Genomic DNA, 14,654 nt, shown 5'->3' on the forward strand with positions numbered 1-14,654 from the left:
CCCGTTGGTGAACGGGAGCAGGTATTGCGCCTTGCAGCGCCGCAAGCATTAACCCGGGTTAAGTCAGGTATCCGCTTCCTCGCGAACGCGCTTGGCGATGCGGCTGAGGCCGACCGGCGTGATGCCGAGATAGCCTGCAAGGTCCTTCTGGGGTGCGCGCAAGACCAGATCCGGTTCCTCGGCGATCAGCGACCGGTAGCGTTCCTCCGGATCGAGCGTCAGGAACTGGCGCTCGCGACGCTCCTTGCGTTCGGCAAGGATCATCAGGGCGTTGCGTAGCATCCGCGACCAGCCGAGATCGGTGTCGACCAGCGCTTGCAGCGTCGCGAACGGAATTCTCTCCAGACGACAGGTTTCGATGGCGACCGCGGAAAAGGTGGCGCGTCCCATTGGCAGCAAGGCCGAAAGACTTGCGAAAAACCGCCCTTCGGTAGCGAAGGATTTGATCCATTCCTCGCCGTCGGCGCGAAGGTAGGTGAGCTTAACCAGGCCGGTCTCGATTATATAAATGTAGGGATGCGGCTCGTCCTGGCCGAAAATCGTCTCTCCGGGCTTCACCGGGCGAACATGAATTGCCTCGGCCAGGCGGTCCGTATTCGCAAGCGATTGCCCCGCAATACGCTCGAACAGTGAAATCGCCGCCCCGTTCGCGTGCTTAACCTCGGTTAATGCCATCCGCTTCCTCTTGCTCCAGGCTCGATTGTTCAATCAACAGGAATAGATAACATGGCACGATATGTCGTCACTGGGGCAAGTTCCGGGATAGGTCTGGAAATTGCGCTGCACCTGGCCGCAAAAGGCCACAGCGTCGTTGCGCTCGGCCGCGACAGGGAGCGACTGAGAGGCCTGGCGCAGCGTGATCAAAGGATCGAGGTGCGGGTGCTGGATATCCGAGACAAGGCGGCCATTGCCGCCTTTGGTGCCGAATTGGCGGAAGCAGATGTCATCGACGGTCTCATCAACAACGCGGCCATCCAACACAATGTCAGGCTCGATGAGCCACACTACGGCATCGACCAGATCGTCGCTGAAGTCGAGACCAATCTTGTCGCCCCCATCATCCTGTCGCGGCTGCTTTTGCCGAACACGCCTGCGCGCCCGTTCGTGATCGTCAATATCGGCTCTGCCCTTGCGTGCTATCCAAAGGCGACTTCGGCAGTCTACAGCGCCACGAAGGCGGGCTTGCGCATGTTTTCGGATGCTCTTCGGGTGCAATACGAGCAGACCTCCGTCAGAGTGGTGGATGTGGTGTTGCCGCTGGTCGAGACGCCGATGACCGCTGGGCGCGGCCGCGGCAAGATCACCGCTAAAGCGGCCGCCGCGGCAATCGTACGCGCTCTGGAGCCCGGCAGGTCGCGGGTTCATGTCGGCAAGGCAAAACTGTTGAAGCTGTTGCAAGTCATCGCTCCGCCTGTCGCTGCCGCGATCATCAGAAAGCTCTGATTTCTGATTTGAGCAGGCCTGTCGAAGATGCCGATGCCAGCGGCCACGGGCTCGCTCGACGTGCAAGCCAGGCATCAGGCTCCGACCGGTCCAGAACGTCACGGACGGCTCGGCCGCCAAACCATGTCCGTTGGCGCCCTCTTCCATTTGGCCGGTTCGAAATCCGATGTCGTTTCGTCAAACAGTCCGGGTGCACGCCGGAAGCCCGCATCTGGTCACCGGTGACGGGTCAACGGCAACAGGCGCGATCGTTCTTGACAGGAAGAGCGATGGCGCCGTGTGCCTTCGGTCTTACTTGAGGTACAGGGTCAGGCTGCCGTCGGCTGCCTGTTCAGCCCCGACGATGTTGTTGAGCTCAACATTCTGGGTCTTGAGCTTGGCGACAAGATCCTTGTTGCCGTCGACCGCCTTGTGCAGGGCGGCCAGCTGGGCGGGCGTTGCCTGGTCGATCCAGGTTCTGGTCTCGCTCAACTTGTCCAAGGTGTCGATATTGACCACCGTGAAGTTGTCGCCCTTGAAGCTGTGCACCGTCTGTTCGATTTCTGCCGGCCAGTTCATGGTCGTGCTTGCCGCGTAGGAGATGCCGCCAAAGGTCATGGCGGAAAGCGCTGCGATAAGGGAGAGCTTTGCGATGCGGTTCATGATCATTCTCCTTGGTTGTGCAGCATCCCGCATGTGCGTTAGGCCGAGGTGAACCCCTGCGAGCCGTCGTCAAACGGGTCTCATTGGTCGCCACAGGTCGTTTGCGGGCGTTTTCGCCCACACTGAAGATGCCGGGTTGTTTCGAATGTCGGGACAGTTAGCCCCCCAGCAATCAGTGCTGGATTGTGCCGTTCCGATGACTGAAAAATGGTAGCCAATCGTGACATTTTGGTGGCGCAAGTCACTGGAATATAATTACAAATTCTTCATGCGCCGATCGTTGGCCGACAAGGCGAAGTAATGACGGATCACGACGCCCATCATCGATGGAACGCTTTGCCCATTCAGCTCGCGTGGTGGGCGCCGACGACCTGCCGTCATTCGGACCGGAGCGGCCTGAGATGCCGGCGAGTTCGTCGGCGGCCGCCGGGCTCTCCGCCGCAAGACCGCTCCGCAACGGTGACACGGCCCAAGAACTGAACTTTCGTGACGTGGTGCCGTTGGCAAAGCCGGTTACGATCGCCAGGCCACCCCGGGCCGGTTGGGTCTTGTGAATGCCCGCCGGAGGTGGACGGTCACTTCGCCGTGAAGAACGTCAAGAGGACCTTTCCCTTCTCGCCAAGCAGGCACACGAACCGATCTGCCTTGCCGGCCGTGCCGTTGCGCTCGATATAGGCCTCTCCGAGGATCACCGTCTTGACCGACACGTCTTCGACCTTGGTGTCGGCGGCGGTGATTGCGAGGCTTTCCGGGTCCAGGACCAGCCCCGTAATGTCGGCGGAATGTTCCTGAAGCGCGACAAGACCGGTCGATTTGCAGGCAGTGACCGCGGGGTCCTCGGGTGTCTGGGCGCGTGCCGCAGCAGCGCATGGGAGCGACAGTATCAATGCGACGATGAAGTGTTTGGGCGCCATCTGAGGGAATCACCTTCCGTTTGCGAGATGCGACGACCTCCGCCGCACCGCTCAACGTCATGGGGTTGCGTTCGGTTCCCGAGGATCTGGGCTGCTGTGGCGTGCACGCGGGCACTAGTGAGCCCTCGAAGCCAGAAAAAATTGCAGGCACCGACCGGCCGGCGTCGCAAGGCCCCTTCGTGTTCAAAGGGCGATCGGAACGGGATTTCACAGCGTGCGCGAGCGGCGTCGGGCACGGCCAGAGAACGCATCGCCGAGCTTTCTCCGAGCTCGCCTGCGAGAAGCGACAGGTCGTCGTTAACCTTTTGTTAACCATCCGTCGCCTAGATCCCGTCAACGAAAAATTAACGAAGATGATCAAAGTGCTAACAGACGCTCGTTCGATCCGTATCAAGGGCCGCTCGTTCCTGAGCCTGGCGCTGTCGCCCGAGCTGCCGCTCGATCAGTGGCTGACGCGGCTTGACGATCTGGCCGCCCGCTCGGCCGGGTTTTTTCTCGGCCGGCCTGTTGTGCTCGATATCGTCGATCTCGACATCGACCGGCCACAGCTGAAGGGCCTGCTCGACGAGCTTGCGAGCAGAAACGTCCGGGTTCTGGGCATCGAGGGCGGGCGCCCGTCGCTGTTCGAACCGGGCATGCCACCCTCGATGAGAGGTGGCCGGCCGGCGCCGGATTTCGAAGCGGCTGCGGGCGAATTGATTGCCGGAGAGCCTAAGGTCACTGAGGTTGTCACCGTCATCGGCCAGGAAACACCGGCCGCAAGGGCGACAGCCTCGATCATTGTCCGGGAGCCGGTTCGCTCGGGGCAGTCGGTGATCTTCCCGGAAGGCGACGTCACCGTGATCGGTTCGGTCGCATCCGGTGCGGAAATCATCGCGGGCGGTTCGATTCATATCTACGGCGCGCTGCGCGGACGGGCGCTTGCGGGTTCGGTGGGCAACACCTCGGCACGCATCTTCTGCCGCCGTCTGGAAGCGGAGTTGCTGGCGATCGACGGCGTCTACAAGACCGCCGACGACATGGCCGCCGAGCTTCGCGGACAATCGGTGCAGCTTTGGCTCGAAGACGATTCGATCATGGCAGAGAGACTTAACTGAGCCGGTGCCGGCCAGGAAACAGGAGCGGAAGATGGCGAAAGTAGTTGTTGTTACATCGGGCAAAGGCGGCGTCGGCAAGACGACGTCGACCGCTGCTCTCGGCGCGGCGCTCGCGCAGCGCAACGAGAAGACCGTCGTCGTCGATTTCGATGTCGGCCTGCGCAATCTCGACCTCGTCATGGGTGCCGAGCGCCGGGTCGTCTACGACATGGTCAACGTCATTCAGGGCGACGCCAAGCTGCCGCAGGCGCTGATCCGCGACAAGCGCCTGGACACGCTCTTCCTGCTGCCGGCATCGCAGACCCGTGACAAGGACAGCCTGACACCGGAGGGTGTCGAGCGGGTCATCAACGACCTGAAGAAGCACTTCGACTGGATCATTTGCGACAGCCCCGCCGGCATCGAGCGCGGCGCGACGCTTGCCATGCGCCATGCCGACATGGCCGTCATCGTCACGAATCCGGAAGTTTCCTCGGTTCGCGACTCCGACCGGATCATCGGCCTGCTCGACGCCAAGACCGAAAAGGCTGAGCGCGGCGAACGGGTCGAGAAGCACCTGCTGCTGACCCGCTATGACGCGCTGCGCGCCGAGCGTGGCGACATGCTGAAGGTTGAAGATGTGCTGGAGATCCTGTCGATCCCGCTTCTCGGCATCGTGCCCGAGAGCATGGACGTGCTCAGGGCTTCCAACATCGGCGCTCCGGTGACGCTTGCCGACAGCAAGTCCGCCCCGGCGCTCGCCTATCTCGACGCCGCCCGCCGGCTGGCCGGCGAAGCCGTGCCGATGACCATCCCGGGTGAAAAGCGCGGCCTGTTCGGCAAGATCTTCGGACGGAGGGCAGCATGAGCATTTTCCGTTTCTTCAAAAAGCAGACCTCGGCCCCGACGGCGCGTGAACGGCTGCAGGTGCTGTTGGCCCACGAGCGCGCCTCGGTCGGCCAATCGGACCTCGTCGCGATCCTCAGGGAAGAGATCCTTGCGGTCATCTCCAAGCACGTTCAGATCGACGACGACAAGGTCACCGTCAAGATGGACCGCGGCGAGCACGTGACGACGCTGGAAGTCGACATCGAGATCCCGCTCGCGGCAAGCGCTCGGGCGGCCTGACCCTTCTGCCGGTTCCGTGCTACTGCATCGTCCTTGCGGCGCGCGTCATCCGTGATGCGCGCCGGTATCGGGGTCTGCCATGTCGGTCGAGCAAGTGGAGTGCATCGTTGCGGGCGCCGGGGTCATCGGCCTCGCCGTCGCGCGTGCGCTGGCGCAAGCCGGCCGCGAGGTGATCCTCGTCGAAGCGGCCGATCGCATCGGCAGCGGGACATCGTCGCGCAACAGCGAGGTCATCCACGCCGGCATCTATTACCCGCCCGGCAGCCTGATGGCGCGACTGTGTGTCGAAGGCAGAATTCTCCTTTATGATTATTGCCGCGAACGCGGCATTGGTCACCGGCAGTGCGGCAAGCTGATCGTCGCGACCTCGGCTGCCGAACTGCTGCATTTGCCTACTATCGCCGCCCGGGCGACGGAAAACGGCGTGACGGATCTGCGCCAGATCTCGGCTGCGGACGCCCGCAGTCTCGAGCCTGCGCTCGCCACGACAGGCGCATTGCTGTCGCCGTCGACAGGCATCATCGACAGCCATGCCTACATGATGGCGCTGCTTGGCGACGCCGAGAATGCCGGCGCGGTTTTGGCACTCAACAGCCCCGTCGAGCGTGGCCGGGTTACCAATGGCGGTGTTGTCGTGGATGTCGGCGGGGCCGAGCCGGTGAGCCTGGCGTGCCGCCTGTTCGTCAACGCCGCGGGTCTCGCCGCACCGAAGCTGGCGCGGTTGATCGAGGGGATGCCCCCAGCACTCGTGCCGAGGGAATATTATGCCAAGGGCGATTATTTCTCGCATGTCGGCAAGGCGCCGTTCTCGCGGTTGATCTACCCTGTGCCGGTTAAGGGCGGTCTCGGCATTCATCTGACGCTCGATATGGCCGGTCAGGTCCGCTTCGGACCCGATATCGAGTGGATCGACACGTTGAACTATGACGTCGATCCGGCGAAGGCCACGTCGTTCTATGCCGGTGTCCGCCGCTATTTCCCCGATCTGAAGGGCGGCGCACTGGTGCCGGCCTATTCCGGTATCCGGCCGAAGATCGTGCCGCCCGAAGTGGCAAGCCAGGATTTCGTCGTGCAAGGGCCAAGCGTGCACGGGGTGCCCGGTCTGATCAACCTCTTCGGCATCGAATCGCCTGGCCTCACCGCATCTCTGGCGCTCGCGAGGCTTGTGGCGGAAACCTAGCGTCGTTGTTCCGTTCACCCCTTGTTTTCGTCGCGCGCGCGTGCCGCAAAACTGTCGATGGCCGATGCCAGTTTTTCGACTCCTTGGCGCAGTTCTTCTGGTGTCAGCGCGGCATAGCCGAGCACCAGACCGGCGACGACGGGTTTGCGCTCGAGATAGAGCGGCGACACGGGGTAGATGCCGATCCCCGCGGCTCTGGCGATTTCGATCAGCCGCGCCTCATGCCGCGCACCGATGTTGCGGAACCAGGCCACGACATGCAGCCCTGCCGATGTGCCGACGATGTCGATCTTTTCACCGAAGCATGATGTCAGCGCCGCGATCAGGGCGGCGCGGCGTTCGGCATTGGACCGGCGCATCTTGCGGACATGTCGCTCGTATGACCCGGTGTCCAAAAGGATCGCGAGCGCCTCCTGCTCAAGGCTCGCGCTATGGCGGTCGGCAAGCTGCTTGCATCGTGTGAACACGTTGATCAGTGGCCTGGGAATGACGAGATAGCCGAGCCGGAGAGTCGGTGAGAGCGTCTTGGAGACCGTGCCGATATAGATGACCCGATCCTGATCCGATTGAAACAAGGGCGGTATCGGCTTCACGTCGTAGCGGTACTCGCCGTCGTAGTCGTCCTCGACGATATAGGCTCCAACCGAATAGGCCCATTGCAGCAGCGCATCCCGCCGGCTCTGGGGCAGGACGCCGCCCAGCGGGAACTGGTGGCTCGGCGTCACGAAGGCGAGAGCCGATTTTTCCTGATGTGGCAATTCTTCGACGAGGAGCCCGGAATTGTCGCAGGATACGGCAACGATGTCGGCACCAGCGGCGGCCATGACGTTGCGTGCCATCGCATAGCACGGGTCCTCCAGGATGACGCGATCGCCGATATTGACGAGAACGCGTGCGCAGAGGTCGAGCGCTTGCTGCGAGCCCGACACGACGATGATCTGGTCGACGTCACAGCGAATGCCGCGCCCCCGCCAGAGGTAACCCTGGAGCTGCTGTCTCAGGGCGGCGGAGCCGGCCGGATGTTCGTAGGAAAGGCTGTCGCGGCGGCGAAGCAGCGCGGCATTCATCGCCCGTCGCCACAGGAGCGTCGGAAAGTCGGCGGAGGCAATATCGCCGTAGCGAAAATCGAACTCCAGCCCCTTCTGCCGCGTCGGATAGTGGATCGGAAGTTCCATCAGACGGGCGGCATAGTCGGATAGTGGCAACGGCAAACGATGCTCAACTTGTCTCCCACGCAACGTTCCGGGCCTGGTCATGTCGGAGACGACGGATGCAGCGCCCTGGTGGCTGGTCACGTAGCCCTCGGAGACGAGCTGGTCGAAAGCGGCCGTGACCGTTGTGCGCGATACGCCCAGTTCGTCCGCGAGCGTCCGGCTTGATGGCAGCCGGTCGCCGGGGGCGTAAACGCCAGCGCCGATCTGATCGCGCAGATCGAGGTAGATGCGGCGGGCGGCGCCCGTGCGTCTTGGTCTCCCATCATCCAACTGGCCCAATGAAAATCTCCGAAACTGGATGTTTATCTTGTGCCAGTTAACGCCGATGCTCTGCCGAGTTCAAGGAGAGTTCGATGTATACGCCGCCAGCTTTTGTGGTCGACGACACCAGTGAAATCCACGCGATGATGCGGGCATACCGCATCGCCACCTTCATCACCGCGACGGCTGAAGGCCCTGTGGCGACACCGTTGCCGATGTTTCTCGACGCCGGAGAGGGCGACGGCGGCACGCTGTACGCCCATCTCGCCCGCCCGAACCCGCAATGGCAGAAACCGGTCATAGGCGACGGTCTTGCCGTCTTCATGGGCCCCGACGCCTACATCACGCCGGCCTGGTATGCCACCAAAGCCGACCATGGAAAGGTCGTTCCGACCTGGAACTACACCGCCGTCCAGGCAAAAGGCCCGGTGGAGTTCTTTGATGATCCGGCCCGGCTGCTCGATGTCGTCACGCGGCTGACAGACCTCCATGAGGGGGGAGCAGCAAACCCATGGGCCGTCAGCGATGCCCCGCCGGCATTCATCGCCGCGCAATTGCGTGGCATCGTCGGGATCCGAATGCCGATCACGCACCTGACCGGCAAGCGCAAGCTCAGCCAGAACCGTTCAGAAGCGGACCGGGTGGGCGTCAGGAACGGCCTTGCGGAAAGCCATCGCGATTTTGACCGCGCTATTGCGGGGATGATCCCCGTTCCACCATCCTCATCGTGAGACAGATGCATGTTCAGACCTGATTTCAATCCGCAGCCGACACTGCGTGGTGCGGCCATTCATCTCCGGCCGCTCGGGCCAAACGATCTCGAGGGGCTGTATTCGGCCGCAAGTGATCCTGCGGTGTGGGCAGGACATCCGGCAACGGATCGCTACAAACGGGAAAAATTCGAACCCTACTTCGCCACGTTGCTGGCAAGCGGAGCGACGCTTGTGGCCATCGACCGGCAGTCCGGCGATATCATCGGATGCTCGCGCTACTACGTCGCCCCCGATATGCCGGACAGCATCTCGATCGGCTTCACCTTCCTCAACAACGCATTTTGGGGTGGTGGCACCAATTTCGAAATGAAACGGCTGATGCTCGGCCATGCCTTTCTCGCCTATCGCGATGTCTGGTTTCATATCGCGCCGACAAACATTCGCTCGCAAAAGGCGACGGCAAAGCTCGGTGCGGAACATGTCTACGACGCGACCTTGGACCTGTCGGGTACGCCATCGCCGTGGATGTGTTTCCGCCTGAAACAGGATGATTGGGACCGGGTCGTTGCGGCCAAGGCCGGCGGCATCTGATCCGCTTCTGACGGTGGTCTGGCTTCCTCTCGCCCCAAACATGTGAAGGCTTCTCTTCAACGGCTGTTCCGATTGACTTTAGTTTGATGTCGTACTATTTGGTTTGATGTCAAACTAAATGGGGTGAGACATGAAGAGAAGACAGTTTTTGGCCGTGTTGGGTGGTGGTGTCGTCCTGGCGGCTGTCGGTGCATCCACGGCATTCCTGCTGACCCGCAGGCCCGATCGCGCGTTGGCGCCGTGGACGGTGGCTGGAATGCCCGACCAGGAGCCGCGGCGCCGGGCGCTATCCTACGCGATCCTGGCGCCCAATCCGCACAACCGGCAACCGTGGCTCGTCGATCTCGGGGTCAAGGATCAGGTGACGCTCTATGTCGACACGACCCGCCTGCTGCCCGAGACAGACCCCCACAACCGTCAGATCACCATCGGGCTCGGTTGCTTCATCGAGCAGATGGCCATTGCCGCCTCCACGCAGAATTACAGGCTGGACGTTTCCCTCTTTCCTGAAGGCAGCGACGCACAGGCGCTCGACGCCCGTCCCGTCGCCGTCATCCGCTTCGTGCGGGATCCGACGATCGGCGTTGATCCCCTCTTCGAACAGATTTTGCGGCGTCGGTCGCTGAAGGAGCCGTTCGATTTGACCAAACCCGTGCCAGGGGAGGTGCTTGGCGCCCTTGGTGCATCCGTCCGCCATGGCGCACTGGCGGGATCCAGCAACGATCCGGCCGTGGTGGCGACCCTGAGGGAAATGACCCATGCGGCCCTGGAACTGGAGATCAACACGCAGCGAACCTACAGGGAAAGCGTCGATCTCCTGAGGATCGGCAAGGCCGAAATCGAGGCCAACCCTGATGGCATCGACCTCGGCGGTCCGCTTTTCGATGGCCTCGCGGCAATCGGGCAACTGAGCCGCGAGCAGGCACTCGACACGACGTCCACCGCCTTTGCGCAAGGACGGGCCGCACTGCTCGCCAACACCGACACAGCCATGGCGCATGTCTGGCTGACGACACCGGGCAACAGTCGCGCCGAGCAGATTGCCGCCGGCCGCGATTGGGTCCGGATCAATCTCACCGCCACCGCCCTTGGAGCAGGCCTGCAGCCGCTCAGCCAGACGCTGCAGGAATTCCCTGAGATGGGCTGGTATTACCGGCAGGCGCACAAAATGCTGTCGCCCGAAGGCGGGACCGTTCAAATGCTGGGCCGGCTCGGCTATGCTGCTCCGGTTGAGCCCAGCCCGAGATGGCCGCTGGATGCCAAGATCATCTGAACGCGGCTGGAGCATAGGCCTTGGACGACGACACCCTTATCTTTACGTTCTTCAATGAAATCGGCATCGTCAGCCAGCTGTCCCAGGCATTCCTCAATCGCCACCTTCCCGATGGGCTGCACAGTTCGCACTTTGCGACGCTGAACCACCTCTACCGCGTGGGCGACGGCAGTACGCCCTTGGCGATCGCCAATGCCATGCAGGTGACGAAGGCCACGATGACGCACACCTTGTCGGTGCTGGAGAAACGTGAGCTGGTGCAGATCAGCTCGAACCCCAGGGATGGCCGTTCAAAGAAGGTTTTTCTGACGCCAGCCGGGAGGGCGTTCCGCCTGGAAGCGATCGGCGAGGTAACAACCGCGATGGCAACCGTCGCATCGCTTTTCGATCGCGCCGAACTGGAATCGAGCCTTCCCACATTGCAGCGGGTCCGCAAGATCCTCGACGCCGAGCGAACCAATCGCCCAAGCGGCGATTGACAGCGCCGGCCCGGCAGCCCGTCACTCCGTCGTCGCCCGCAACGCCCGCATGATTTCCTCGGCAAACATCGATGTGGCAAGGCCGTGGCTGCGCTTTTCGCGCTGGACGAGGGAAAGCACGTTCTTTCCAAAGGTACGGTCGCGGATCTGCAGATAGGTGAGCACGCCATTGCGTTGTTCCTCGGCAATGTCGAACTTGCTGAGAAAGGCGATGCCGTCGCCGGCGGCGGCAAGGCATTTCATCGCTTCGATCGAGTTGGTCAGGAACGCCGGCTCGACGGTCAGCCCGGCATTGGCGAAGGCATCGGCGACGATGCCGTGGATCAGCATCGACTTGTCGGCAAAAATCAGCGGATAGGGTTCGCAGTGGGCGAGCGGCAGCGAGTCGAGCCCGACGAGCGGATGTTCGGGCGAGACCACTGCGCCGAGCCGGGTGTCCATCTTCCACAGCGTTTCGAGTTGCGGCGTGGGTGGCAGGTTGAAGGCGAGGCCGAGGTCGGCCTCGCCGTCGACAACAGCCTGGACGATGTCATGAATGAACATCACCCGGATCGAGATTTTCAGGCGTGGATGGCGGGCGCAGAAGTTGGCGGCCGCCTTGGGCACGATGCCGCCGGCAAGGCCGTTCATGGTGGCGATGATCACCTCGCCGCTCTGGAGCGCCTTCAGGTCGCGGATCTCGGCCTCGACCTGGCTGTACTCCTTGATCGTCCGGCGCACATGCGCGACGAGAATTTCGCCGGCCGGCGTCAGCCGCAACCCTCTTGGCAGCCTTTCAAACAGCGGCTCGCCGATCATCTCCTCCAGTTGCAGCACATGTTTGTTGATTGCCGACGCGGCCACGTTCAGCCGCTCGCCGGCGGCGCGGATGGAACCCGAGCGGGCGACTTCGTCAATGTAGCGCAGCACGCGCGAGTGCAACATGCCCGGTCTCCTCCAATTCAAGCGATCTCGAAAAGAGTACGCTGCGCGCAGAAAATACTGCTTTTCGGAAGCGGTGCAATAACTTCTTATGGCCTTCGACAACGAGGAGAGATCGGCGCGGGCGCTGCCCCAGGAGGGCTTGAACACCTGGCTCTGCCCATGCCGACGAGACTTGCAAGTGGAGGAAAGACGCGTGAACAAAACCGAAGCCGTGCACTACGACAAAGTGCGCGCCATCTTTGATATCCTGAATGGAAAGAAGGAGGCAGATCTTCTTCTGAAGAACCTCAACATCCTCGATGTTCACGGCGAAACCGTCTATCAGGGATCCATCCTCGTCTATGACAAGCGCATCGTTGCGCTCAATCCCGATGAGGCCATCCTGAAGGTGAAGGATGTTTTCGACGGCAAGGGGCTCTACGCGATCCCCGGCCTGATCGACGCCCACATCCATTTCGAGTCCCAGCTGGCGCATCCGACGGCACTGGCCGAGGCGATGGTTCCCTGCGGCACGACGACGATCTATGCCGAATGCCTTGATCTCCTGAGTGCGGCGGGTGATGAGGGCGTTAAGGCGGCCGAAAGCCTGTTCAAGGACTACGACAAGCTGCCCTATCGGCTCTATGCCTTTGCACCGGGCAAGAAGACGGCGGCGTCCGTCACCGAGGCGGTTTTGCAGATGGAGCCGGTCATCGGCCTCGGCGAATTCGAGCACTTCACGTACAGCTCCGGCGATGACGACGATTTCCGCAAGGCGGCCTGGGTGCGCGCCAAGGGCGGCTTCATGAACGGCCACTGGGGCGTGACCGCGCTTTCCGACATGGTGCTGAACTATCTGCCGGCGATCGGCGTGTCGAACAATCACGACGTCTGGAACGAGAAGGACATCGAAAAGAGCATTCGCTACGGCTTCCCGACGCACATCAAGTTTGGCGTCGGCAGCAGCGAGGTGATCAAGATCCTGCTGCGCGCCATCGTCGACCGCAAGTGGCCGACTGACAATTTCATGCTGTGCACGGACAACATCTCCGTCGAGCGCTTGCTGACCATGGGTCACATGGACTGGATCATTTCGCTCTGCGCCGAGATGGGATTGAACCCGATCCACGCAATCAAGATGGCGACCTACAACACCGCCCGATCGTTCCATATGGAAGACCAGATCGGCTCGCTCACGCCCGGCCGGTTTGCCGACATCGTCTTGACCGACAGCCTGTCGCAGATCAACCCGCTCTACGTCTTCAAGGATGGCGAGTTGGTCGCCAGGGATCGCAAGCTGCTGAAGAACGCCGACATCGATTATTCCGGCATGTGCAAGCAGGGTGTGCCCGGGCTTGACGACCTGACGGCGGATCAGCTCGATATCGTGCCTCTGGAAGTCTCGCAAGACGGAAGCCAGGCCAAGGTCTACCTTTTCGACGTCTACGGTCGCGGACATGCAAAGTTCTACCAGGAGGTCTGGGTGCCGCTAAGGGACGGCAAGGTCGTTGCCGAGTATGAGGGCGCGACACTGAGCCGGCTGTCGGTGGTCCAGCGTTATGCCGATGGCAAGCGCCATGTGGTCAACGGGCTGTTCAAGGGCGTTCACGTGGACCGCGGCGCGGTTGCCACCTTCTGGCCGGCGCCAAAGCCCTACTTCGTCGTCGTCGGCAAGGACAGCGCGGAAATGTGCCATTGCCTCAAGCGGGTCGACACCTATGCCGGAGCCTGCATCGTCACGGAGGACAGGGTCGAGAAGGCCGTCATGCCGCTCGAGATCTATGGCGTGATGGCGAACATGAGCGTGTCCGAACTGACTGCTGCTGCCGGCGCCATCGATGCGGCCCTTGAGGAGATGGGCAACCGCAATGAAGGCGAGCCGGTCGTGAACAAGCTTCTGAGCCTGTTCATCTCGCTGCACAGGTTCCGATTGATGGCCTGACGGCCGACGGAGAGAAACGAGGCAGGCGCTGCGGCGCCTGTCGACGAGGGGCGTGGATCGACCGGGAGGAGTCCGTGGCATCCACGAAATCATGACGCGACATGCCCGCAGCCGTTGAAATGGCGGTAGCGAAAAGGCATCAGGATAATCTGGGAGGATAATGAGCAATGGCACAGAAGACGGACGAGGCCGAAATCGTCGATACCGGCAGCCTGACCCGGCGATGGATCATGTATGTGGTGGGCATTTACGTGCTGACCTTTGGGGTCAGCCTGGCGATCCGGGCCGGTATCGGCGTGTCGCCGCTGAGCAGCCTGACGCGGACAATGACGCTGGTCTATCCGCCCTTGAGCCAGGGCACCTACAATTTCATCACCGAACTGGTCATGCTGACACTGACCTATCTGGTGCTGCCGTCGGATTTCAAGCTGAAGAGCTTTGCCTCGTTGCTTCCGGCCTTTGCGCTCGCGGTATTCCTTGATTTCAACTTGAGCATGACCGAGTTCGTCAAGCTCGACATCTACTATGCGAAAGTCGCCCTTCTGGTGTTCGCGGATGCGGCGCTGGCCTATGGCCTGTTCCTGATGATCCGTGCCAATCTGGTGCTCATGCCGATGGACATGTTCGTCAACACGCTCTGCAAGCGGACGGGCTGGAAGTGGGGCAATATCAAGACCGGCTATGACTGCGCGCTGCTGGTCGTGTCGGCCGGCATCGGTCTCGCCTTCCTGGCCGACATCCCCTTCATCCGCGAAGGCACGGTGCTGAACGCAGTCCTGGTCGGCCAGTACATCAGGCTCTATTTCTTCCTCTACAAGAAGATGCAGGCGAGAAAAGCCGCTCCTTCATCGAACAGGCTCGAGCCGGCCGCCAAGTAGGATAGGTCCGCAGGCGC

At 61.9% G+C, this 14,654-nt stretch carries 16 protein-coding genes; 11 read left to right on the plus strand and 5 right to left on the minus strand.

The features are described 5' to 3' along the window. Positions 1 to 63: 63 nt before the first annotated feature. On the minus strand, positions 64 to 675 hold the full coding sequence (locus LPJGGPFB_RS17950; RefSeq protein WP_173421318.1) for a Crp/Fnr family transcriptional regulator: 612 nt from the start codon (positions 673 to 675) through the stop codon (positions 64 to 66). A gap of 51 nt (positions 676 to 726) precedes the next feature. On the opposite strand from LPJGGPFB_RS17950, the gene LPJGGPFB_RS17955 reads away from it, so the two are divergent. Then, complete coding sequence (locus tag LPJGGPFB_RS17955; RefSeq protein WP_173421319.1) at positions 727 to 1,443, plus strand: SDR family NAD(P)-dependent oxidoreductase; 717 nt, start codon at positions 727 to 729, stop codon at positions 1,441 to 1,443. A 291-nt stretch (positions 1,444 to 1,734) separates the two neighbouring features. Here the strand turns inward: LPJGGPFB_RS17955 and LPJGGPFB_RS17960 are convergent, their stop codons facing one another. After that, a complete protein-coding gene (locus LPJGGPFB_RS17960; protein ID WP_173421320.1) occupies positions 1,735 to 2,085 on the minus strand; it encodes a hypothetical protein in 351 nt (116 codons plus the stop codon). A 575-nt stretch (positions 2,086 to 2,660) separates the two neighbouring features. After that, positions 2,661 to 2,999, minus strand: coding sequence for a hypothetical protein (locus LPJGGPFB_RS17965; protein ID WP_173421321.1), 339 nt, complete (start codon positions 2,997 to 2,999; stop codon positions 2,661 to 2,663). Positions 3,000 to 3,352: 353 nt separating this feature from the next. Between LPJGGPFB_RS17965 and minC the strand changes: the two genes are divergently transcribed. The 4 genes from minC to LPJGGPFB_RS17985 all read left to right on the plus strand — a co-directional run bounded on the left by minC (position 3,353) and on the right by LPJGGPFB_RS17985 (position 6,383). Beyond that, positions 3,353 to 4,096, plus strand: coding sequence for a septum site-determining protein MinC (gene minC / locus LPJGGPFB_RS17970; RefSeq protein ID WP_173421322.1), 744 nt, complete (start codon positions 3,353 to 3,355; stop codon positions 4,094 to 4,096). Positions 4,097 to 4,127: 31 nt separating this feature from the next. Beyond that, on the plus strand, positions 4,128 to 4,943 hold the full coding sequence (gene minD, locus LPJGGPFB_RS17975) for a septum site-determining protein MinD (protein WP_173421323.1): 816 nt from the start codon (positions 4,128 to 4,130) through the stop codon (positions 4,941 to 4,943). Next, on the plus strand, positions 4,940 to 5,203 hold the full coding sequence (gene minE / locus LPJGGPFB_RS17980; protein WP_077501524.1) for a cell division topological specificity factor MinE: 264 nt from the start codon (positions 4,940 to 4,942) through the stop codon (positions 5,201 to 5,203). The genes minD and minE overlap by 4 nt, the downstream gene beginning before the upstream one ends. 79 nt (positions 5,204 to 5,282) lie before the next feature. Then, on the plus strand, positions 5,283 to 6,383 hold the full coding sequence (locus LPJGGPFB_RS17985; RefSeq protein ID WP_173421324.1) for an NAD(P)/FAD-dependent oxidoreductase: 1,101 nt from the start codon (positions 5,283 to 5,285) through the stop codon (positions 6,381 to 6,383). A 14-nt stretch (positions 6,384 to 6,397) separates the two neighbouring features. Here the strand turns inward: LPJGGPFB_RS17985 and pdxR are convergent, their stop codons facing one another. Next, positions 6,398 to 7,876, minus strand: coding sequence for a MocR-like pyridoxine biosynthesis transcription factor PdxR (gene pdxR, locus LPJGGPFB_RS17990; protein ID WP_234902928.1), 1,479 nt, complete (start codon positions 7,874 to 7,876; stop codon positions 6,398 to 6,400). Positions 7,877 to 7,950: 74 nt separating this feature from the next. Here pdxR and LPJGGPFB_RS17995 point away from each other — a divergent pair, with 74 nt between their 5' ends. The 4 genes from LPJGGPFB_RS17995 to LPJGGPFB_RS18010 all read left to right on the plus strand — a co-directional run bounded on the left by LPJGGPFB_RS17995 (position 7,951) and on the right by LPJGGPFB_RS18010 (position 10,914). Then, complete coding sequence (locus LPJGGPFB_RS17995) at positions 7,951 to 8,589, plus strand: FMN-binding negative transcriptional regulator (protein WP_173421325.1); 639 nt, start codon at positions 7,951 to 7,953, stop codon at positions 8,587 to 8,589. 9 nt (positions 8,590 to 8,598) lie between these two features. Continuing rightward, positions 8,599 to 9,162: a GNAT family N-acetyltransferase gene (locus tag LPJGGPFB_RS18000; RefSeq protein ID WP_173421326.1), complete on the plus strand. Its 564-nt coding sequence runs from the start codon at positions 8,599 to 8,601 to the stop codon at positions 9,160 to 9,162. A 130-nt stretch (positions 9,163 to 9,292) separates the two neighbouring features. Further along, complete coding sequence (locus tag LPJGGPFB_RS18005) at positions 9,293 to 10,435, plus strand: Acg family FMN-binding oxidoreductase (RefSeq protein WP_173421327.1); 1,143 nt, start codon at positions 9,293 to 9,295, stop codon at positions 10,433 to 10,435. Between the two features lie 20 nt (positions 10,436 to 10,455). Continuing rightward, positions 10,456 to 10,914 carry a MarR family winged helix-turn-helix transcriptional regulator gene (locus tag LPJGGPFB_RS18010; RefSeq protein WP_173421328.1) on the plus strand — a complete coding sequence of 153 codons (459 nt, stop codon included), beginning with the start codon at positions 10,456 to 10,458 and terminating at the stop codon, positions 10,912 to 10,914. A 21-nt stretch (positions 10,915 to 10,935) separates the two neighbouring features. Here LPJGGPFB_RS18010 and LPJGGPFB_RS18015 read toward each other — a convergent pair whose 3' ends face one another. Further along, positions 10,936 to 11,838, minus strand: coding sequence for a LysR family transcriptional regulator (locus LPJGGPFB_RS18015; RefSeq protein WP_173421329.1), 903 nt, complete (start codon positions 11,836 to 11,838; stop codon positions 10,936 to 10,938). Between the two features lie 193 nt (positions 11,839 to 12,031). Between LPJGGPFB_RS18015 and LPJGGPFB_RS33605 the strand changes: the two genes are divergently transcribed. Then, positions 12,032 to 13,759: an amidohydrolase family protein gene (locus LPJGGPFB_RS33605; protein ID WP_210264519.1), complete on the plus strand. Its 1,728-nt coding sequence runs from the start codon at positions 12,032 to 12,034 to the stop codon at positions 13,757 to 13,759. A 167-nt stretch (positions 13,760 to 13,926) separates the two neighbouring features. Then, positions 13,927 to 14,637, plus strand: coding sequence for a YczE/YyaS/YitT family protein (locus LPJGGPFB_RS18025; protein ID WP_173421331.1), 711 nt, complete (start codon positions 13,927 to 13,929; stop codon positions 14,635 to 14,637). Positions 14,638 to 14,654: the final 17 nt, after the last annotated feature.

The sequence above is a fragment of the Ensifer adhaerens genome (genome assembly GCF_013283195.1).
GTDB classification, from domain to species: Bacteria; Pseudomonadota; Alphaproteobacteria; order Rhizobiales; family Rhizobiaceae; genus Ensifer; species Ensifer adhaerens_G.